The 21,454-nt window shown below is 45.6% G+C and carries 17 protein-coding genes; 8 read left to right on the top strand and 9 right to left on the bottom strand.

What is annotated here, in order from left to right:
• Window positions 1-205 precede the first annotated feature (205 nt).
• Window positions 206-1,354, bottom strand: coding sequence for an iron-containing alcohol dehydrogenase (locus tag RH45_RS08560; RefSeq protein ID WP_008076123.1), 1,149 nt, complete (start codon window positions 1,352-1,354; stop codon window positions 206-208).
• A gap of 168 nt (window positions 1,355-1,522) precedes the next feature.
• Here RH45_RS08560 and RH45_RS08555 point away from each other — a divergent pair, with 168 nt between their 5' ends.
• Window positions 1,523-2,410, top strand: coding sequence for an AraC family transcriptional regulator (locus tag RH45_RS08555; RefSeq protein WP_008076121.1), 888 nt, complete (start codon window positions 1,523-1,525; stop codon window positions 2,408-2,410).
• Between the two features lie 417 nt (window positions 2,411-2,827).
• Complete coding sequence (locus tag RH45_RS08550; protein WP_008076119.1) at window positions 2,828-5,980, top strand: chitinase C-terminal domain-containing protein; 3,153 nt, start codon at window positions 2,828-2,830, stop codon at window positions 5,978-5,980.
• Between the two features lie 55 nt (window positions 5,981-6,035).
• Here RH45_RS08550 and glgC read toward each other — a convergent pair whose 3' ends face one another.
• The 5 genes from glgC to fruB all read right to left on the bottom strand — a co-directional run bounded on the left by glgC (window position 6,036) and on the right by fruB (window position 13,355).
• Window positions 6,036-7,262, bottom strand: a complete 1,227-nt coding sequence (gene glgC, locus RH45_RS08545) for a glucose-1-phosphate adenylyltransferase (protein WP_277422220.1) — start codon at window positions 7,260-7,262, stop codon at window positions 6,036-6,038.
• 140 nt (window positions 7,263-7,402) lie between these two features.
• Window positions 7,403-9,304: a GGDEF domain-containing protein gene (locus RH45_RS08540; protein ID WP_008076115.1), complete on the bottom strand. Its 1,902-nt coding sequence runs from the start codon at window positions 9,302-9,304 to the stop codon at window positions 7,403-7,405.
• A gap of 175 nt (window positions 9,305-9,479) precedes the next feature.
• Window positions 9,480-11,207, bottom strand: coding sequence for a PTS fructose transporter subunit IIBC (fruA, locus tag RH45_RS08535; RefSeq protein ID WP_008076114.1), 1,728 nt, complete (start codon window positions 11,205-11,207; stop codon window positions 9,480-9,482).
• A 19-nt stretch (window positions 11,208-11,226) separates the two neighbouring features.
• The gene (gene pfkB, locus RH45_RS08530) at window positions 11,227-12,216 is read right to left on the bottom strand and encodes a 1-phosphofructokinase (protein ID WP_008076113.1); all 990 of its coding nucleotides are present in this window, start codon (window positions 12,214-12,216) and stop codon (window positions 11,227-11,229) included.
• Between the two features lie 8 nt (window positions 12,217-12,224).
• A complete protein-coding gene (gene fruB / locus RH45_RS08525; RefSeq protein WP_008076112.1) occupies window positions 12,225-13,355 on the bottom strand; it encodes a fused PTS fructose transporter subunit IIA/HPr protein in 1,131 nt (376 codons plus the stop codon).
• 320 nt (window positions 13,356-13,675) lie between these two features.
• Here fruB and cra point away from each other — a divergent pair, with 320 nt between their 5' ends.
• The gene (cra, locus tag RH45_RS08520; RefSeq protein WP_008076111.1) at window positions 13,676-14,665 is read left to right on the top strand and encodes a catabolite repressor/activator; all 990 of its coding nucleotides are present in this window, start codon (window positions 13,676-13,678) and stop codon (window positions 14,663-14,665) included.
• 48 nt (window positions 14,666-14,713) lie between these two features.
• On the opposite strand, the gene RH45_RS08515 is transcribed toward cra, so the two are convergent.
• Together RH45_RS08515 and RH45_RS08510 are read right to left on the bottom strand one after the other, a co-directional pair.
• Complete coding sequence (locus tag RH45_RS08515) at window positions 14,714-15,232, bottom strand: hypothetical protein (RefSeq protein ID WP_008076110.1); 519 nt, start codon at window positions 15,230-15,232, stop codon at window positions 14,714-14,716.
• 94 nt (window positions 15,233-15,326) lie between these two features.
• Entirely contained in the window at window positions 15,327-15,695 is a 369-nt protein-coding gene (locus tag RH45_RS08510) for a YgiW/YdeI family stress tolerance OB fold protein (RefSeq protein ID WP_039958388.1), read from the bottom strand.
• Window positions 15,696-15,861: 166 nt separating this feature from the next.
• Between RH45_RS08510 and RH45_RS08505 the strand changes: the two genes are divergently transcribed.
• Genes RH45_RS08505 through modC form a run of 4 tightly spaced genes read left to right on the top strand, consistent with a single transcriptional unit; the run spans window position 15,862 to window position 19,877 of the window.
• Complete coding sequence (locus RH45_RS08505; RefSeq protein WP_008076108.1) at window positions 15,862-17,325, top strand: cobyric acid synthase; 1,464 nt, start codon at window positions 15,862-15,864, stop codon at window positions 17,323-17,325.
• 3 nt (window positions 17,326-17,328) lie between these two features.
• A complete protein-coding gene (gene modA / locus RH45_RS08500) occupies window positions 17,329-18,096 on the top strand; it encodes a molybdate ABC transporter substrate-binding protein (RefSeq protein ID WP_008076107.1) in 768 nt (255 codons plus the stop codon).
• A complete protein-coding gene (modB, locus tag RH45_RS08495) occupies window positions 18,080-18,775 on the top strand; it encodes a molybdate ABC transporter permease subunit (protein WP_039958383.1) in 696 nt (231 codons plus the stop codon). The genes modA and modB overlap by 17 nt, the downstream gene beginning before the upstream one ends.
• Window position 18,776: 1 nt before the next feature.
• Window positions 18,777-19,877: a molybdenum ABC transporter ATP-binding protein ModC gene (gene modC, locus RH45_RS08490; protein WP_008076104.1), complete on the top strand. Its 1,101-nt coding sequence runs from the start codon at window positions 18,777-18,779 to the stop codon at window positions 19,875-19,877.
• A 27-nt stretch (window positions 19,878-19,904) separates the two neighbouring features.
• Here the strand turns inward: modC and RH45_RS08485 are convergent, their stop codons facing one another.
• Window positions 19,905-20,342 carry a DUF3069 domain-containing protein gene (locus RH45_RS08485; RefSeq protein WP_008076073.1) on the bottom strand — a complete coding sequence of 146 codons (438 nt, stop codon included), beginning with the start codon at window positions 20,340-20,342 and terminating at the stop codon, window positions 19,905-19,907.
• Window positions 20,343-20,482: 140 nt separating this feature from the next.
• Here RH45_RS08485 and RH45_RS08480 point away from each other — a divergent pair, with 140 nt between their 5' ends.
• Window positions 20,483-21,436, top strand: coding sequence for a GGDEF domain-containing response regulator (locus tag RH45_RS08480; RefSeq protein ID WP_039958387.1), 954 nt, complete (start codon window positions 20,483-20,485; stop codon window positions 21,434-21,436).
• The last annotated feature ends 18 nt before the right edge of the window (window positions 21,437-21,454 follow it).

The following is a 21,454-nucleotide window of genomic DNA, read 5'->3' as shown; positions in this document are numbered from 1 at the left end:
CAGTTGGTTGAGCTTGTGCTCGCAAAAAACTAGATAAGACATGAGTAAGATTGGCGTCGCTTTAGTTAAATAAAACAGCCATTTAGATTTTCTTTCTATACTAAAAACATGAAGCACGCACAATGCGCCGATGATAAACCACATAAACCTTACTCTAAAAAAACGGCATATAAATGCCGTTTATAGAGTAAAGAGAGTGATTAGACTAAGCAATAGCGTTGGCTAAAATTTCTCGGCTATGCTCTAGAGAAATTTGTTGTTTTTCGCCCAGTTGCACCATGCCGTGTTCCGAAAGTTGCGTGATAACGGCTTCGATGGCGTCCTCTTTAGAAGACTCGTAATCGCTAAACTGCGTCTCTACGTTGAGAGATTTGTAGAAATCCTCAATCGCACTGATGGTGCGTTCAGCGAGGTCAGACGTTTGCTCAAGGCCAAAAACGTTAACCCCCATTTGTTCTAGTTTGGCTCGTTTCACTTCAATTTGATTACGGAGCAGCGACGGCTGAACGATCGCTAGCGAACGTGCGTGGTCTACACCCCATAGTGCCGTCATTTCGTGGCCAATCATGTGCGTTGCCCAATCTTGAGGAACACCAGAACCAATTAGGCCGTTCAGCGCTTGGTTTGCTGACCACATCAAGTTTGCTCGCCATGCATCGTTGTCACGATCTTCAAAACGCTCACCTAGCGATTTAAGTGTCTTGAGCAGAGTCTCTGCATAACCGTCTTGTACCATCGCACCATGGTCAGACGTTAAGTATTGCTCGCACACATGCACCCACGCATCGACCACTCCATTGAGTAGTTGTTTTTCTGGTAGAGTTTTCATTACGTCTGGGTCAAGAACCGCAAATTTTGGTTGAACGAATGGAGACAAGAATGCCAGCTTAGTTTGAGTTTCAGCCTTAGTGATCACAGCGCCCATATTTGATTCGGAGCCAGTTGCAGGCAGCGTCAAAATTGCACCAATGGCAACTGCATCCGATACCTGGTGTGCGCCCGTCAAAATGTCCCAACCATCTCCGTCGTATTTAGCTGATGCAGCAACGTATTTAGAGCCATCGATCACCGAACCACCACCGACAGCAAGAATAAAATCGATGTTTTGCTCTTTTACGATCTTGACCGCTTTATCTAATGTTTCTTTGGTTGGGTTGGGCTCGACACCTGAGAATTCTGTCCATTCAATGCCTTCTAAAGCAGAAGCAACTTGATCATACACGCCATTGCGTTTGATCGAGCCGCCGCCGTATATCACAAGTACTTTATTTTGATTCGCTACCGCTTGTTTAATGGATGCGATTTGACCTTGTCCAAAGAAGATTTGGGTTGGATTAACGTAAGTGAATTGCATTTGTTTGCCTCTTGCTTCCGTGTTGTGATTACGACGCACTGTAGACATTGCGTCATTTGATTATGAGTGCATAATAGTACGTAGAAGTGGCTTCTGATAGGCGAAATTCTCCATAAATATTGCCTAAAGCTACAAACATCTTTGCCATGCGAACATAAGTGAGGTCCCATGAGCCTAGCGGAGTTAATGAGTCAATACGTTGAATACCAAAAACTCAATGAGCTAGAAGGTATTTATCATACGGCGATAGAAGGGGTATGGTTTTATCGAAGTAGCCGCGGTAACTCTCGTCAACCTTTTGTTTATCAGTCCGGTGTCATTGTGTTAGGACAAGGCAATAAAAATATCCACATTGGTAATCAACCTGTGCCTTATGGTCCAGAAGACTACTTAGTGGTTGGAGTTCCTATGCCTTTAGAGTGTGAAGCGATTCCGAAAGACAACGAGCCACTACTGGGCTTGTCAATCGACATTGACCCGAAAGTGCTTCACCGCCAAGTTGTTCGATTAGAAAAGCTGGGGTTCGAGCCTCGTGGTTGTCACGATGAGAACAGCTGCGGTTTAAAGTCAGTGCGTATGGAGCCAAGTATGCTTGACGTGTGTCAGCGGGTAATGAAAGCCCTGTGTGATCCCATCGAGTGTGAGATGCTCGGCGATGCACTGAAAGAAGAGCTGGTTTATCGAGCGTTACGAAGCAGTGAAGGGCATGTTTTGTTCAATCTTGCGCATCATGAAGGGCATTATGCTCGGGTTGCGAAAGCGCTAGAGAAAGTCCACCGCGAGTACGCAGCTAACCTTTCTGTTCAGAGTTTAGCCGAAGAGGCAAACATGAGTACGTCAGCATTTCACAGTGCATTTCGTGAAATAACGTTGGAATCTCCGATTCAGTACATAAAAAAAGTGCGTTTGAATAAAGCGAAAGAGCTGATTCAGCTTGAGGGCAAAAAAGTTAACGATGCCGCGAGACTTGTCGGGTACAACAGCAGCTCTCAATTTTCGCGAGAGTACAAACGCCACTTCAATGAGACGCCGAAAGGAATGCGATTGGCGAGTTAAGTCTCTAGCAAAAGGGGAAAAATCAATTTACATAATTACTGTTTTTTAATGAATGCGACTCATTCATACTAAAACCTTAGTAAATCATGCTGCCTAACAGATCTACAGTATGATTTCTACAGACCCCTATAGGAGATCTAGTCAATCTCTTTGATTAATAAGCCTCTTTGCGAGCCAGCTCAGAGGCTTATTTTTTTATCAGGAAAATAAATCAGAATTTAGTAATTGATGCAAAATAAGTGCTGGTTTATTGCAATAAATATACAACCGATTGCGAGTCAATTTGAAGTATAACGAATTAATTCTCGTGATTTCGTGCGGCTAATCTATGGTTATTTTTAATCGATTTATAAGTTTTTTCTCTGCACTATGCAGTGAATTTAATACGTTGAAACAATAACTTAAGGATAGAGCACTATGCACTCACCTAATGTAAACGTGAAAAAGCGTGTGTTTACACTCAGTACGTTAAGCGCATCATGCCTGATTGCATTCAACAGCTACGCCGCTGTTGATTGTAGCGCGTTGCCACAATGGGATTCGTCGGCTGTTTATAATGGCGGAGATCAAGTCCAGCAAGCCAACGAGGCGTATCAAGCAAACTATTGGACTCAGGGAAATAGTCCCGCCGAAACCGCTGGCCCGTGGGGCTTTTGGCAATCGTTGGGGAGCTGCGACGGTGGCGTGGTGGTGAATGAACCACCAGTGGCTAACATAACGGCACCGTTGTCGTCTGATGCATTTACTGAAGGGGACTTAGTCACCATTACAGCGAGCGCGAGTGACAGTGATGGAACAGTCGCGAGCGTTGAATTTTTTGTTGATGGAGTGATAGTTGGTCAAAGTAGCAACGCGCCGCATTCTGCTAGCTGGGCGTCAACCACGGGCAATCACACCATCACTGCTATTGCCTATGACGATAAAGGTGAAGCAAGCCAAGTAAGTAGCGTGAACATCAGTGTTGACTCCAGTACACCGGGGAACGAGTCGCCGACAATCAGTGTTGCACTTTCTGTTACCACCGTTGACGTTGGTGGAGTGGTGACCTTAACGGCTGAAGCAGCAGACACAGATGGTAGCGTAGATAAAGTAGACTTTTATGTTGCTGGCTCCTTAGTGGGCACAGTGGCTAGCGCACCTTACACTTTGGATTATACGACAACCTCTTCAGGCACTTTATCTGTATACGCAAAAGCGACAGACAATCTTGGTGCAACGACTAACTCGACATCGGCAACGCTCAAAGTTAATGGTGCGCCAACAGTGGCAAACTGTCGCCCTGATGGCTTGTACCAAACTGAAGGGGTTAATGTGCCTTACTGTACGATCTACGATGAAGAAGGTCGTGAACAGATGGGGACAGACCACCCACGTCGTGTGATTGGTTACTTTACGAGTTGGCGCAGCGGCGATGATCCTCAAGCGGCCTACTTGGTCAAAGATATCCCGTGGGAACAGCTAACACACATTAACTATGCGTTCGTTGGTATTGGTCCAGATGGAAAAGTTAATTTAGGGGATGTTAATGACCCTAACAATGTTGCAACTGGTAAAGAGTGGGCGGGTGTCGACATTGATCCGAACCTAGGCTTCAAAGGCCACTTTGGTGCACTAGCGACATACAAAGAGCGCCATGGCGTCAAAACACTCATTTCAATTGGTGGTTGGGCAGAAACAGGTGGTCACTTTGGTGCAGACGGTAATCGTGTTGCCGATGGCGGTTTCTACACCATGACAACCAATGCCGACGGCTCAATCAATCATGCCGGCATTGAAAAATTTGCTGCGTCAGCCGTTGAAATGATGCGTACCTACAAATTTGACGGTTTAGACATCGACTACGAATACCCAACGTCAATGGCTGGTGCTGGCAACCCATACGATAAAGCATTCATGGAGCCTCGTCGTGCTTACTTATGGGCGTCTTATCAAGAATTGATGAAAGTTTTACGTGAAAAGCTCGATGTAGCTTCTGCGCAAGATGGCGTGCATTACATGCTGACTATCGCGGCACCTTCATCAGGTTACCTGCTACGAGGTATGGAAACATTTGATGTGACTAAGTATCTCGATTACGTAAACATCATGTCTTATGACCTTCACGGTGCGTGGAATGATCATGTTGGTCACAATGCTGCGTTATTTGATACTGGTGAAGATTCTGAATTGGCTCAATGGAATGTCTATGGTACGGCGGCCTATGGCGGCATTGGTTACCTAAATACGGACTGGGCTTATCACTACTTCAGAGGTTCAATGCCGGCGGGTCGTATTAATATCGGTGTGCCTTACTATACGCGTGGTTGGCAAGGTGTTACTGGTGGTACCAACGGCTTGTGGGGCAGAGCTGCTTTACCTAACCAGGCTGAATGTCCTGAAGGTACGGGTGAAGGCGAGAAGAACAACTGTGGTAACGGTGCTGTAGGTATCGATAACATGTGGCACGATACCGATCCTAAAGGTAACGAAATGGGAGCAGGCTCAGGCCCAATGTGGCATGCGAAGAACCTAGAGCATGGGATTTGGGGTACTTATACAGAAGCGTACAAACTGGATCCTATTAATGATCCAACGGATAAGTTTGTCGGGACGTATGAGCGTAACTATGACGCCGTTGCCGTAGCCCCTTGGTTATGGAATGCGGAGAAGTCAGTTTTCCTTTCTACGGAAGACGAAGCATCTGTAAACGTAAAAGCAGATTACGTTATCGATAAGGAAATTGGCGGCATCATGTTCTGGGAACTAGCAGGCGACTATAACTGTTATGTGCTTGATGCAAATGGTAAGCGCACTTCGATTGATACAACGGAGCAAGCGTGTATCAATGGTGGTGGTGAATACCACATGGGTAATACCATGACGAAAGCCATCTACGATAAGTTTAAATCTGCGACGCCATACGGCAATAAGATTGCAACGGGAGCGATTCCGACTGAAGCAGTAGACATCAGTGTCTCTGTTGGTGGCTTTAAAGTGGGAGATCAAAACTATCCGATCAACCCGAAGGTCACCTTTACGAACAACACGGGGCAAGCGATCCCTGGCGGAACTGAATTCCAGTTCGATATTCCAGTTTCTGCGCCTGACAACGCGAAAGATCAATCTGGTGGTGGCTTGGCGGTGATTTCATCGGGTCATACTCGCGCCAATAATATTGGTGGTTTGGACGGTACAATGCACCGCGTAGCCTTTAGCCTACCTGCGTGGAAAGATCTGCCGGCTGGTGGTACATACGAATTAGACATGGTGTACTACTTACCAATTTCTGGCCCAGCTAACTATTCAGTGACTATCAACGGTGTAGACTACGCGTTCAAGTTTGAACAACCCGACCTACCGCTAGCGGACTTAACAGCAGGCAGTGGCGGAAACGGTGGAGATACTGGCGGTGACAGCGGCGGTAATGCGGGTTCAGGAACCGTGTCGGTATGGGAGCCTGGTGTAACGAAAGCGGTTAACGGTGATACTTATAGCCATAACGGAAAATGTTTCGTGGCAAAAAACAGCCCTGGCTCGTGGGAATCTCCAACTCAGTCAAATTGGTTCTGGGATGAAGTAACTTGCCCGTAACAACGAGCTAAACGAGAAACGCCTTGGTCATTGACCAAGGCGTTTTTGTTGTGCATTAGAAGCGGTAACTCTCCGGTACAACCACGATTCCATTTTCGGATATGTGGAAGCGTTTGGCATCGGCTACCCGGTTAAGGCCAATTTCGGTGTTAGCGGGTATTTTTACATGCTTGTCTACGATGCAATTGACCAGTTTACAGCCTTCGCCGACCTCAACGTCATCGAAAATAATACTGTCAACAATGGTTGAGCTATCGTGAATTCTGACGTTAGATGAAATGATAGAATGCTGCACAGAACCACCAGAATTGACGACACCGTTGGCTATGATTGAGTTGATAAATATGCCTTCGTTGCCTGTAGCTGAAGAGACTGTTCTAGCAGGCGGAAACTGAGATTCGTAAGTTCTAACTGCCCAATTAGATTGGTATAGGTTCATCGGTGGGACAGGCTCAAGCAAGTCCATATTCGCTTGGTAGAATGAATCAATTGTGCCAACATCGCGCCAATAACAATCGCGCGCGACTCGTCCGCGATCCTGACAAAAGTTGTACCCGTACACACACTGATCATCAATCAACTTCGGAATAATATCCTTGCCAAAATCATGGGACGATGAAGCATTCTCTGCATCTTCCATGAGTATTTTTTGCAGCGTTTCTTTTTCGAATATGTAAATGCCCATAGAAACTAGGCTGCGGTTTTCATTTCCCGGCATTGCTGGGGGATCAGCCGGTTTTTCGCAAAATGTGTCAATCAAATTGTTGCTGTCGCATGACAATACACCAAAGGCAGACGCTTCTTTGCGTGGAACATCCATACAGGCAACCGTAAGTTTCGCCTTGTTGTCGATGTGATCCTTGAGCATTTCTGCGTAGTCCATGCGATAAATATGATCGCCGGAAAGGACAATGACATGTTTTGCGTCACTGCGTTCTACCAACCAAAGGTTGTGATAGATAGCATCAGCCGTTCCTTCATACCACTTACCACCTCCGCGCATTTGCGGCGGAACCGCAGTTATAAATTCGCCCAACTCGGGATTGAAGATCGACCAACCATCTCGGAGATGTTTTTGTAATGAGTGAGATTTGTATTGGGTGAGGACGAGTATTTGGCGCAATCCGGAGTGAAGGCAATTGGTTAAGGTAAAATCGATAATTCTATATTTACCACCAAATGGTACTGCGGGCTTAGCGCGGTCATCCGTTAATGGACTCAAGCGTGAGCCCATGCCTCCGGCAAGGATGATGGTTAGGGTATCTTGCATACTATTCTCCATAACAGTGCAAAGGGGGTCATATGAGGGTAGTACAAGAATTGAGCCAATTAGCCAAGGCTAAGGATTTCAGGTGTTACACGCGATTTGTGTGACGCCTTTGGTATACGATGGTGCAGGGAAACAAACGCACTGCACCAAAATTAGGCAATGGAAGAGTTTTCGCTTGTGGTAAGTATATTGACTTGGTTACGGCCTAGAGTTTTGGATTCGTATAGTGCTATATCGGCGCGTTTGTAGCTCGCGCTGGGGTCTTCACAGATGTCTGTTACGCCAGCGCTAATTGTGATACCGAGCTCACTTTCAATATGAATCGCTGTACGTAGGCGGTTGACCACGATCTCTGCTTCATTGAGTGGGGTATGCGGCATAATAATGGCAAATTCTTCGCCCCCAATGCGTGCAATAACATCGGTCTCGCGTAGGTGTTCACCCAGTACAACAGCCACCGCTCTGATCACTTGGTCGCCTTTATCATGACCAAATTTGTCATTGACGCGTTTGAAATGGTCAATGTCGAGTATCGCTAGACTGGCTTGTTCACTGGTTGGATAGCGTTTAATTCTCAGCGTTTGCGCCGACATCTCTGCATCAAACTTTCTTCGGTTCCAAAGGCTAGTGAGAGGATCTTTTTCACTTAAATCACGCAGGCGGTCTTCAAGCTCTTTCCTATGGGAAATATCAATAAAAGAAGCGACATAAAATTGAATGATCTCATGCTTATCACGGACGGTTTGTATGCGAAGTATCTCAGTAATTTTTGAACCATCACGCCTTTTATTGACCACTTCACCTTCCCAAACCCCATGAAGTTCGAGCTCTTTCCACATCTCCATATAGAACTCTTGATTGTGCTTCCCTGAGGCGAAAATCGAAGGTTGCTTGCCTTTTACGTCATCCAATTCATAACCGCTGACACGCGTGAACTCTTCGTTGACCTGTAAGATTCGGTTGTTGTGGTCGGTTATCACCATAGCTGATACGCCATTCATTGCTGCTCGGGCAATCTTACTCGCCATGCTGTTTTTTTCGTGGTTGTAGTTCCAGGTAATAAAACCAAATGTGATCAAAAGAATGATAATAAACAAGAAGGTCGCCTGAACGAATAATTCGGTACGAGCTGCATCAGTAAGAGGGGCGACCTCGCTAAGATCCGTTTTGATGATAAAGCTGAGATCTTGCTCAAAACCGTGGCGCGTTGTTTCAATTTTAAGGAAAGAAAACCAAGCATTACCGTCTCTGACCGTTCCGGAATCTTTCAATTGGATTTGTCGCCACAGAGATGGGTAAAGAGCAGGGATGTTCGACTGTGCATTTTGTTCAATGACGTGACCGAAGATGGGCTCGTCAGAATTCGACATCAAATAATAGCCGTTAGCATCGACCACACTTGGTAGGTTAAACAGATTTCGTTTATAGGCCAGAGATTTGTAGATTCGCGGTAAATCCAAATTCGCGACAAAATAGCCTTTCTTTTCGCCAAGTAACTCAATTGGAATAATGACGCGATATGCAGGGGTAAGTGGGTAACTGTAAGTACCTTGTTCGACCTCCAAATCGATGCCAAATGAGCCTACTTCTCCGGCTTTAAGTGTTTGGGCATAGCGGAAATACTCTCTATCACCTTTGTACTGCAGACGGTACTTATCGACGATTTCTGAGATATATTTACTACTATTGACGCGAACCACTTCGTTACCTTTTAGATCAAGAAACCTCAGTTGTGAGTAATAACCTTGGGTCTGAGACACCAATAACCAAAAATCTTTGAGCGCGTCTAAATTAGCCTCGGATGGATTAATGATGGCTTGATTAAACAGACCGTTTGAAGATAGCGATCGTAATGACGTATTGATTTGACTAAGAGTGGTGAGCAATTCGGCTTTTGAATATTCAAGTTTGTATCGATTGTCCTGCTCAACCGTAATCAAAGTTTCTTGATCAATCTCTTCGAACTCACCATAAAAATACAACATTGGGACCAGCGATAGGACACAAAACGTAAGCAAAAATTGAATGGCAAGTTTGAAGCGAGGTGCAGGCATTGCGAGTTGAGTAGTCCTAAAGTTGTATAAGCAATGAATGATATAAGATTAGTGAATGAATTACTGTGAGCGCTCATGCATAATCCTACGCTAACTATTCAATCGTCGATGCGACTAGCGAGCATAAAAAAAGCACCTACTAGAGGTGCTTTGGTTTTCAGAAGCGCGTTGGGGGTTAAGCTTGCGCTGAAGCTTCTTTTAACTCAGAGCGAGATTTTAGGAAGGCATAGCTAAAGCCCGTTACTGCAGTGCCTGCCGCAATCGCAACCAAGTACATTAATACTGGAGTGATTGCGTTCGGGATAAGCAGTACAAATAATCCACCGTGCGGAGCCATTAGCTTGGCGCCAAACAGCATAGATAAAGCACCGGTTAACGCACCACCAGCCATACAGGCAGGGATAACGCGCATTGGATCTTTCGCTGCAAATGGAATCGCCCCTTCAGAGATAAAGCACAACCCAAGAACAAAAGAGGCTTTACCTGCTTCACGCTCGCTTTGCTCAAACTTGTTTTTTGCGATAAAGGTTGCCAGACCCATACCTAAAGCTGGTGTCATACCCGCCGCCATAATGGCAGCCATAGGCGCGTAGGTTTGTGATGCGAGCAAGCCAACACCAAACGCGTACGCGGCTTTGTTTACTGGACCACCTAAATCGAAACACATCATGGCACCAAGAATAATACCGAGAAGTACTGCACTGTCAGAGCCCATATTGTTGAGGAAGTCTGTTAGTCCATTCATGATGCCTGAGACAGGGCCACCGACGATATAGATCATGACAAGACCAGTAAACAGTGTGGCAGCGAACGGAATGATCAGAATAGGTTTCAGTGCTTCCATAGATTGAGGCAACGACACTTTGTCAGCGAGGAACTTCGCTGCGTAGCCGGCAATAAAGCCCGCTGCGATGCCTCCTAAGAATCCTGCGCCCGTTGAGCTAGCGAGCATACCGCCCACTAAACCCGGCGCGAGGCCCGGACGGTCGGCGATAGAGAAAGCAATGTAACCAGCAAGCACAGGGATCATGAGTGCGAATGCAGAGCCACCACCAATAGACATTAGCGCAGCAGCCAGTGTTCCTTCTTCTTTAAATGCTTCGATACCGAAAACGAAGGATAGGGCGATGATCAAACCACCGGCGACAACAACAGGGAGCATGTGAGAAACCCCGGTCATTAGATGCTTATAGGCCCCTTTTTTCTCTTCATTTTCAGAAGACGCTGCGCTCCCAGAGTGCTGGTAAGTCGTAGCTTGCTCAAATGCTTTGTCCATTTCCTCAGCGGTTTTCTTTAGCGCTGGGCCCGTTTTGGTTCGATACATCATTTTGCCGCTGAAACGATCGAGAGGCACCTCAATGTCTGCCGCAATAATGACCAAATCTGCTTCTGCAATCTCTTGATCTGTTAACTGGTTTTTGGCGCCAACGGAGCCACGTGTTTCTACTTTGATTTGATGACCGCGGCGTTTGCCTTCTTCTTCAAGGGCTTCTGCGGCCATAAATGTGTGCGCGACACCTGTAGGACAAGCCGTGATCGCAACGATCTTTTTAGTCTCGACTGGGCTTGTTTCTACTGTCACCTGTTCTTTTTCAAGAACTGCTGCATTTTCAACCGCTGATTGGAGAAAAGCGGTCGGGTCGACAGTGACTTGACTGATTTGCGCTTGGTAGACTTTTTTACCGACAAAGCGGGATGTATCAACGGGAGTATTGGCTGCAATAATGACTGCTTCAGCTTGTTCAATCTCTTGCTCAGTGAGTTGTGTCGGTTCAACAACGCTGGATTGACACTCAATCTTCGCATTCCAACCCAGATTAGCTGCTGCTTGTTCCAATAAGCCTGCCGCTAAGATGCTGTTTGCAACCCCGCTTGGACACGCTGTAATAATGGCAATGTTCATAGTGATAACCTTCTGTTCCTTAGTTATTGTCTAAGTGCGTATTTGGGTAAAGCTCGCTCACTTCGGTGCGAAGCTTGATAGTGTCCAGTTCTTCCTGACTGGTTAAGCCAACGCCAACTTGGCTTACTGCAAGAGCAGAAAGCGCCGTCGCGAAGCGTAGTAGTTCTTGTTTTTCAAACTGTTGCATGTGACCCCAACAGAGACCGGCGACTAGGGTGTCACCAGCACCTACCGTACTGACCACATCCATTCTTGGCGGTTTCGCCTGTAACCATTGATCTTGTTGTAACCACATCACGCCGTCCGCGCCCATAGAAACAACAATGTTCTCTATTCCTTTGTCACTGAGTGACATGGCGGCGCTTTGGCAGTCTTTTTGTGAGGTGAGGGCACGGCCAACGAAATCGCTGAGCTCCTCATCATTGGGCTTAACAAGCCAAGGGTGCGAATTGATTCCTGCACGAAGTGCGGCTTTGCTGCTATCAAAAAACACCCGTTTCCCTAGTTGATGAAGGCGTTCGATCCAACTGGCACAAAGCTCTGGGCTTATCCCTCCAGGTAAGCTTCCGGCGATGACAAAGTAGTCGTGGCTCTCGGCGAGTTCGAACAAGGTCTGCTCGAACTGAGCAATCTCATCGATACTGACTTGCACACCTGGGAAGTTAATGTCACTAACGCGCCCATCTGTCTCAACCAATTTGACGTTGATACGCGTTGCGCCTTCAACTTCGACAAACTTGTCACAAACACCTAATTGTTTGAAAAGTTGATGGAAAAGCTCAGGATTGTCTTTACCTAAGAAGCCCGTAACCGTAACGTCGGCACCCAAGTCGCTGAGTACTTTCGCGACATTGACCCCTTTGCCTGCCGCATGAAAATCGCTTTGCTCAACTAAACTGACTGAACCGACTTTTAGCGTTTCTAAAGAGCCCGTCAAATCGAGTGCTGGGTTTAGGGTAACCGTGACGACTTTTTTTGTTGGAGACGTATTTGTCTGAGAGTGGATCATCATGCTTCTTAACCCTCACCCAAACCGGAAGCAATCGCTTTACCTATCGATTCCAGTGCCAATGCAGCATCTGGTCCTTCAGCTGAAAATTGCAATTGATGGCCATGTTTAACCCCAAGAGCGATGACTTTCATTAAGCTTTTGGCGTTAACTGCTTTTCCGTCACCATCTAGGTTAGAAACGCGAATGTTAGACTCAAACTTTTTGGCCTCTGCAACCAGCATAGCGCCAGGTCGTGCGTGAAGTCCGTGGGCATTTTTAATTTTAAAGGTTGCTTGGTTGCCTTTTTCTTGTTCTTGGGTGACAGTGTTACCTGATAGTAATTCGACTACTTGCGTGTTATCTGCGTGCAGTAACTGCTCTTGATTACCTTGAAAAACAATGCGCGATAGGTTGGCTAAGATAGAGGCATGTGCGTCGTTACACGCGGCAAAGGCGACCAAACCTTTTACAGGCTGGCCTTCAAACTCGCAATCATTCGCCGTGGAGACATAAGATACCGCGGTTCGGGATACGGCTTTATTACTTCCTACTAACCACAAGCCTTGTCCTAGATGAGTTGGTGACTTTGTCACTAAATCTGCAACAAATTCACTCTGTGCATTGCCCGCGTTCTTGATTAATCCGGCAGCTACCGCACTCATTTGTACCATGTCGCTGGCCGGGAATTGCACCTGGATCAAGGCGGCGTCCAAATCCGCTTCTAGCTGAACGTTGCCTTGAAGAAGAGCAATGATCTCTTCTTTGCTGGTGGCTTGACGAAGTTTGGATTCAACACCATCAGCCGCTAACACTTTGGTGAGTTGCTTTAGGATACTTAGGTGCTCATCAGATTTGGCTGCGATACCAATGGCAACATAGGCGGTGTTGCCATCACCCCAATTAACGCCTTCTGGGAAGTGGTGAATGGCAACCCCGGTTGTGTTTACCATAGAGCGCGTATCAGTAGTGCCATGTGGAATAGCGATTCCGTTACCGAGGTAGGTCGAGTTTTGAGCTTCTCGATTAAGCATTCCTTCTACATAACCATTATCAACTAACTCTTTATCGCTCAAGCTTAGGGCGATGTTTCGGATTGCGGCGAGTTTATCGTCAGCAGTTTGAGATAAGGTGATATCACTTGGGGTTAACTTAAGCATGGGGCTTCTCCAGCTTTTAAATTTCTCATTACCGTATTGCGCATCTCGTGCACTTGGACCTAATTTGTTTACCTAATTTGACTGAATCGATTCAGCAAAAAGATGTAATTAAAAGAATTCGGCAAAACCTGTTGTTCTATATCGCTATATTGAATTAGCTAATCACGTACCTATTGGTTAATTACGGTGATCGCCATCAACTTTTAAGTTTTGCTGAATCCTTTCAGCTTTTATACTGAATCGGTTCAGCATATACTTCAACTTAAGGTTGGATCTTTAATGTATTATTATGATCCCGCGCACAGAACAAGGTACAGGATATGACACTGGATGAAGTCGCCAAACTAGCGGGCGTTTCCAAAACTACAGCAAGTTATGTAATCAACGGTAAGTCGCAGAAGTACCGTATAAGTGAGAAAACACAACGTCGTGTGATGGCTGTTGTTGAAGAGCATAACTATCGACCAGACCTTGCGGCATCGACATTGCGTGCAGGACAGAGCCGATCGTTTGGCCTAATCATTCCGGATTTAGAAAACACCAGTTATGCAAGACTGGCTAAGCTATTGGAGCAAAACTCGCGTAGAGCAGGGTATCAGATCTTGATTGCATGTTCAGACGATGACCCATCAACCGAAACACAAGTCGTTCAAGCGTTAGTGAGTCGAAAGATTGATGCGTTGTTTGTTGCTAGTGTCATCCCTGACGCGAGTGACTTTTATCTGGAGCTTCAAAATAAGGGCACGCCGGTAATTGCACTTGACCGTCCGTTAGACGACGAACACTTTTCTTGTGTTATAAGTGAGGATTTTGGGGCGGCGAATGAGCTGACAGAGTCCGTTTTATGTGACGGCGTCACTAGTATTGGTCTGATTGGTGCTCTTCCTGACCTAAATATCTCTAGAGAGCGTGAGCTTGGCTTTCTATCTGCGACCAAGCAAGCAGGTGTGAAATCAATGGTGGGTTATGGTGAACACTTTAATCGTCAGTCAGGGGAAACCGTACTTCGTCAATGGCTAGACAATAGCACCTTACCGGATGCCATCGTCACCACATCCTACACTTTGCTTGAAGGTGTATTAGATGTGTTATTAGATCACCCTGAACTGGTTGGGAAACTCAATATAGCGACATTTGGTGATAATCGCTTACTCGACTTTTTACCTGTCAAAATCAATTCGCTACCTCAACAGTTTGAATTGATTGCTGACAGCGCAATGGCACTGGCTCTAAATGCTGCTTCTAAGCGTTATCAGGCCGGTGTTGAGTTAGTCCCGAGAAAGATTGTTGTTCGAGCGGTTTCGAACTAACATTTGGAATCTATCAAAGAAAACAGGCGCCAAGTAGGCGCCTGTTTTTTATAATTGAAACCTAACGGACATAGTAATTTGAGGGCCATATAAACCGTTGTTGCGAGTTTCTGCCGAAAGCGACAGTTGCTCAGTGGAGTGGAATCGAACCCCTGCGTGGAAAACTGAGGCGTCACCATTACGACCAATACGCGATGTTGCTTCGATTTGGTCAGTTAACCAAATGCGAGCACCGAGGTTCATCTCTGTTTGCGTTCGGTTATCACGGCTAGAATCATCTGGAAAATCGACGTAGTGGATAAGTAACTGGCCATAGACGTCTGCAAACTGTGATACCGGGCCGTTAAAGCCGATTCCGCCAGCAAGGTCATAGTCACCGTCGAACTGAGAGTCAACGCGTGCAATAAGGTGTGAGTTTTCCGTTAAAAACGTACTGACTTCGATACCTGTACTTTCAGGGCCTATGGAAGTACGAAGCTCGCCATAGGTGTAATTAAAATTGTTGGCTTGTGCCATCCCCGTAAAGCCTGCACATACCATTGCGCTTGCTAGAATAAACTTTTTCAAAGCAGTCTCCGACTTACATCATTTTTTTGACTATGTATTTGGCTTGCAATATACAAGCCAAATACTAACGTAATTGTCGGATAATGAAACAGTTTTACAGAATTTGAATGTGGTCTACTTCAATTTCTGGGGTATTCCCACCTTCGTATTCACCATAAAGACGTACTTTTGTTGATGCATCGAGAGGCTGTGTTAAATGGATATCATCATCCAGTTCGACTTGGATCTCTGCTTTGCCATCAGAAAAGACAAATTCGTCGTGACGAATCTGGCGAAGTAGGTGACCTTCAACCACGACATCTTTTTCGACAAAATGCCCGGTATCTTGCAGTAATGACTCTACTGTCACCACATCAACCGGTCCGTTGTATTGAATACTGTTGTGTTGATGGTTGTCTTTAGCCAATGCCATCGTTGGAGCCATAACCAGTGTCGCTGCTGTCGCTAGGATAAGTGATTTAATTTTCATCATTGTTCTCGTGACTGTTGTTTGTTGATGTCGCTATTAAACAACACTGGATTTGAACCCGTAGTGAGAGCAACATTCATATTCGATTCATTTATTGTCTTATCGTGCGGAAAACCGCTATTATCTTTTCTAATCATACAATTATCATCAAGTATTCAATATGCAGCCTACTCACAAAGCGCTTATGGTCCAAGGGACGACGTCAGACGCAGGTAAAAGTGTTCTGGTGGCAGCTTTATGCCGTGTTATGGCAAGGAAGAATGTTCACGTGGCACCATTTAAATCGCAGAATATGGCACTCAATAGTGCGGTAACTGCGGATGGTGGTGAGATTGGCCGAGCTCAGTATGTACAAGCCATAGCGGCAGGAGTGACGCCTACAGTCGACATGAATCCTGTACTCCTCAAGCCGTGTACCGATACAGGTGCGCAGGTGATTGTACAAGGAAAGGCGGTAGCTGATATGAACGCCATCGGCTACCAAAGCTATAAGCAATTTGCACTTCCTTTTGTTCTAGAGTCTTTTGCCAAGCTACAAAACGAGTTTGACAGTGTTGTTATCGAGGGTGCAGGCAGTCCTGCTGAGATTAACTTACGTGAAAACGACATTGCGAACATGGGTTTTGCTGAAGAGGCGGATGTGCCAGTAATCATTATCGCTGATATTGATAAAGGTGGTGTTTTTGCCCACCTATACGGGACGCTAGCGTTATTATCACAATCAGAACAAGATCGCGTGGTAGGGTTTGTTATAAATCGTTTTAGAGGCGATATCGAGTTACTGAAACCGGGATTAGAGTGGCTGGAGAAAAAAACCTCTAAGCCAGTGATTGGGGTTTTACCTTATTTACACGGTTTTGACTTGGAAGCGGAAGATGCCATCAATAATCAGCAAGTTGCCTCCAATGCGACCAAGCTGCATGTTGTTGTACCGGTATTTCCTCGCATTAGCAATCATACAGACTTCGATGCATTGCGCTCTAACCCAGATATTGACTTGCGTTTCGTAGGGCAAGGGGAGCCGATTCAACACGCCGACCTTGTGATTCTTCCGGGCTCTAAAGCAGTAAGAGATGATCTCGATTACTTGCGGTCACAGGGCTGGGATTCAGATATTGCTCGGCATATACGCCTAGGCGGAAAAGTCATGGGGATTTGCGGTGGTTATCAGATGTTGGGAAGGATCATTTCTGATCCTTTAGGTATAGAAGGTGAGGCTGGGTGTTCTGCTGGACTCGGGTATCTCGATATCGAAACAGAGCTTGCAGCAAATAAACAACTTTCCAATGTGTCAGGAACGCTTAACCTTGCGGGAGATGCAATCGCGGTCAGCGGCTACGAAATTCACGCGGGCGTAACCGAGGTTGGGCACGATGCACCAATATTACTCCAAGGTGGTAGGTTAGACGGTGCTATCAGTGATTGTAATCAAGTGTTTGGTACCTATTTACATGGTATCTTTGACAGCCCTGATGCAGTGACTTCTATTGCTAAATGGGTTGGTGTCAGTGATGTTGTTCAAGTTGATCACAAGCTGAATCAAGAGAAGGCGATCAATCGTATCGCTGACGCGGTAGAAGAACACTTAGATTTATCCTTGCTTTGGCCAAGTCTGGAACTGTAATTCATGAAGTTAACCCATTCACTATTATGTGCCGTGATCGCACTTTCACCGCTTAGTGTTAGTGCGAAAGAAAAACTCAGAGTTTATGCTGCCTCGTCATTGACGAATGTCGTTAATGAATTAGCCAGTCAGTTTGAGAGCCAACACGGTATTGATGTTACGACTGTATTTGCTGGTAGCTCGTCGTTAGCACGTCAGCTTACCAATGGCGCACCCGCCGATTTGTTTATCTCGGCCAACGAGAAGTGGATGACCTACCTTGTCGAGTCTAATGTTGTCGCAGGTGACGCTGTCACAAATTTGGTCGAAAACAAATTGGTGTTGGTCGCTCCAACAGGCTCAGCGGAGAGTTTTGAACTCACTGATTCCAGTCAGTGGCAACGTGCACTTGGCAAAGGAAGGCTAGCCATTGGTATGCCTAATGCAGTACCAGCGGGTATCTACGCTAAGCAGTCACTTGAACACATGGGTGTGTGGTCATTGCTTAACAAACAGTTGGCCCCAACCAATAATGTGCGTATTGCTCTTACTTTGGTAGAACGCCAAGAAGCACCATTGGCAGTGGTATATCAAACTGATGCGATGCTGAGTGATAAGGTTGTAACCTTGGCTGTTTTTCCAGAGCAGACACATGATCCTATTGTTTACCCGCTCGCCACACTAAATGAGAAAGAAGCAACTCTCGAATTCGCTCGTTACTTGCGAAGTGAGTCTGCGATAAAAGTGTTTGGTAAATATGGCTTTGATTCAGGAAATGTACGTGCTGACTGATTACGAAATTGAAGCGCTCTTGCTGAGTCTAAAAGTCGCGAGCTACACCATACTGTGGTTGATTCCGATTGGCATTGGATTAGCTTGGTTGTTAGCCAAGAAAAGCTTTGTCGGTAAAAGCCTATTAGATAGCTTAGTCCATCTTCCGTTGGTATTGCCTCCGGTCGTTATCGGCTATCTGTTGCTGATCTCTATGGGTCGACAGGGTTTTATTGGCCAATGGTTGTATGAACGTTTTGATTTGGTATTTTCATTTAATTGGAAAGGGGCGGTCATCGCCTGTATTGTTGTTGCTCTTCCGTTAATGGTACGTTCAATACGCTTAAGTTTAGAAAGCGTCGACCATAAGCTTGAACAAGCGGCAGCAACCCTTGGGGCATCACCCTTTAAAGTGTTTTTTACGGTGACTTTACCTTTAATCATTCCAGGAATTATTACGGGCACTATGCTCTCTTTCGCTCGTAGTCTTGGTGAGTTTGGCGCAACAATTAGCTTTGTGTCCAATATTCCCGGAGAAACGCAAACCATTCCTCTTGCGATGTACAGTTTTATTGAAACGCCGGGTGCAGAATCAGACGCCATGCGTTTATGCGTCATCTCTATCATTATTGCTTTGGCTTCTATGATGGCATCAGAATGGCTGGCTCGTTACAGCAATCGCCGCTTAGGGGGACGTTAACATGAGCCTAATTGTGAAGTACCAACAAGCGCTTGGTAGCCAGTCTTTTGATATTGATCTTACGCTACCGGCGAAAGGGATCACCGCGGTGTTTGGTCGGTCTGGCTCAGGTAAAACGTCCTTGATTAACGCCATTGCCGGACTAAAGACCCCTGATTCAGGCGAGATTACGATTAATGGCCATACGTTGTTTGACTCCCAACTTGCGATTAACGTACCTACTTACCAAAGAAAAGTAGGGTATGTATTTCAAGATTCTCGTTTGTTTCCACACTTTCGCGTTAAAGGCAATCTACTTTATGGCGCTTCGAGTAAAGATGAACGATATTTTAGGCAAATAGTTGAGTTGTTGGCATTGAATGATCTGTTAGATCGTTTTCCAAATCAGCTTTCGGGAGGGGAAAAGCAGCGTGTCGCGATAGGCCGAGCTTTGCTCTCTAAACCTAACATATTATTGATGGATGAACCGTTAGCTTCCTTAGACTTGCCGCGTAAACGAGAAGTCTTGCCTTTTCTAGAGCAGCTCGCTAGTAACGTTGATATTCCAATACTCTATGTTTCTCACAGTTTAAATGAAGTGCTGCAGCTTGCAGAAAACTTGGTTGTCATTGATAACGGTAAAGTGGCGGCCTGCGGTACCCTTGAAGCCGTTTGGTCCTCTAAAGTGATGAAACCATGGCAATCTTTTTCTGAGCAGAGTTCTCTGTTTGAAGGAACTCTGGTAGAGCACAATGCGATCTACGCGCTGTCGAGAGTTGAATTGGCAGAGCACGCCAGTCTGTGGGTACAACGGATTCGAGGTGAAGTGGGTGAGCGCGTTAGGCTACAAGTAAGAGCTAATGATGTCTCTTTGATGCTCGATAAACCAAGTAAAACTTCAATACGTAATGTACTGCCAGCGGAACTTGTAAGGCTTGAAACACATCATCATGGCAGTGACAAACAGAGTGTTTCCGCGACGCTTAAGCTGGCTGAGAAGTGCTACTTAGTCGCGACCATCACAGCCTGGGCGCGCGATGATCTCGACCTAAAAGAGGGCATGGAGCTTTATGCTCAGATTAAAGGCGTGAGTGTGACGCAAAAAGACGTTGTCATTACATAACAAACGCCGCATTACGCGGCGTTGTTTTTACTTAGCGAAAACGTCTGTAAAATCACGTTTTAAGATAGGGTCACGACGAGCTTTTTTGATCTGTTTAACCATATCTTTCACACAGTTGTGCAGCACTTGATCTAGAAGTTGTGCACGGTACTCTTCTTTCTGCTCGTCTGTCATACCTTCAGGCAGGTTCAGAGTTGGAAACTCTTCCATAACGTTGATACCAGCAAAAGCTTGGCTTACTGAAATCAGTGCGTGGAACTGTTCGAAGTTATCCAGTACGTTCTGCGCACTTTTTGGAAGTTCATTCCATGCTTCGCGAACGGCGTCTTCAGACACTTCGTGAATCGACGTCACCATGTTATGCATCGCCTCTGGTACCTCATCAAATTCAATCACTTGGCGAAGTTCGGCTGAAACTGTAGCAAGATCGACAGTTTCTTGTTCTGTTTGATTAACGTCAGACATTATTTTTTCTCTTAAAGTGTGTGTATAACCGCGCTATCGTAAAAAACTGTCAATAAAAGTCAACCATAGTTGGCTGAAACTCGTATGCTGAAGTATCATTTGCATATAACAAGTCACAGTGGATAGCCTTCGCCAATATGATACAAGTCTCTGGTTCTTCAATGAAAATTTTGCTGGTTGATGACGTGCAGATGGAGCGTATGCAGCTTGCTATTCGCTTAAAACAGCTAGGTCATACAGTAGAAATGGCAGCGTCTGGGGAGCAGGCATTAGAAATTTACCCAGAGTTCGAGCCAGAGCTTATCCTCTTGGATATTTCCATGCCGAACATGAATGGTTTTGAGCTATCTAGCAAGATTCGTGACCTTTATCCAGATTGGGTACCTATCATATTTTTAAGTAGTCATGATGAGCCAACAATGATCGCCCAAGCGATCGAAGCTGGTGGCGATGACTACCTAATCAAACCCGTTGATAAAACCGTTTTAAATTCAAAACTGATTGCGATGCAACGCATTGCCTTTATGAGACGTGAGCTGAAGCAGAAGTCTGCGGCGCTTGCAAAAGCGAATGAAGAGCTTGCTAAGCTTGCTCAAGAAGATGGATTAACTAAAGTTAAGAACCGACGTTTTATTGATGAAAAGCTCAGTGAGATGATCGCCATTCATGGTCGCCATGGAATGCCACTAAGTTTGATTCTGCTTGATGTCGACCATTTCAAAGCCTACAACGACAATTATGGTCATATACAAGGCGATAAGTGTTTAGTAGAAATCGCTACTGCGTTAAGAGAGCTCTTTGTTCGAAATGGTGAGCTTGTAGGGCGCTATGGTGGCGAAGAGTTTGTGGTTCTGCTCAGTCATACTGATCAAGATAAACTGATTCGTGATGCGCAAAGAATTCAACAAAGGTTGGAGAGTCTAGCACTTGTCCACGAGTTCAGTGGCGTAGCTAATTCTGTGACGGTGTCACAAGGCTTATTGTTTATCAATCCTACTGGTCGAGAAAGTGCAGAGTCTTTATATCACAGTGCAGACCAAGCTTTGTATCGAGCAAAAGAGTCTGGCAGAAATTGCTACTACCTTGCACAATAGCGTCGTTGTTCCATAGAT

The sequence above is a fragment of the Vibrio sinaloensis DSM 21326 genome (genome assembly GCF_000189275.1).
Classification (GTDB): domain Bacteria; phylum Pseudomonadota; class Gammaproteobacteria; order Enterobacterales; family Vibrionaceae; genus Vibrio; species Vibrio sinaloensis.
This window is presented reverse-complemented; position numbering and strand designations above follow the sequence as displayed.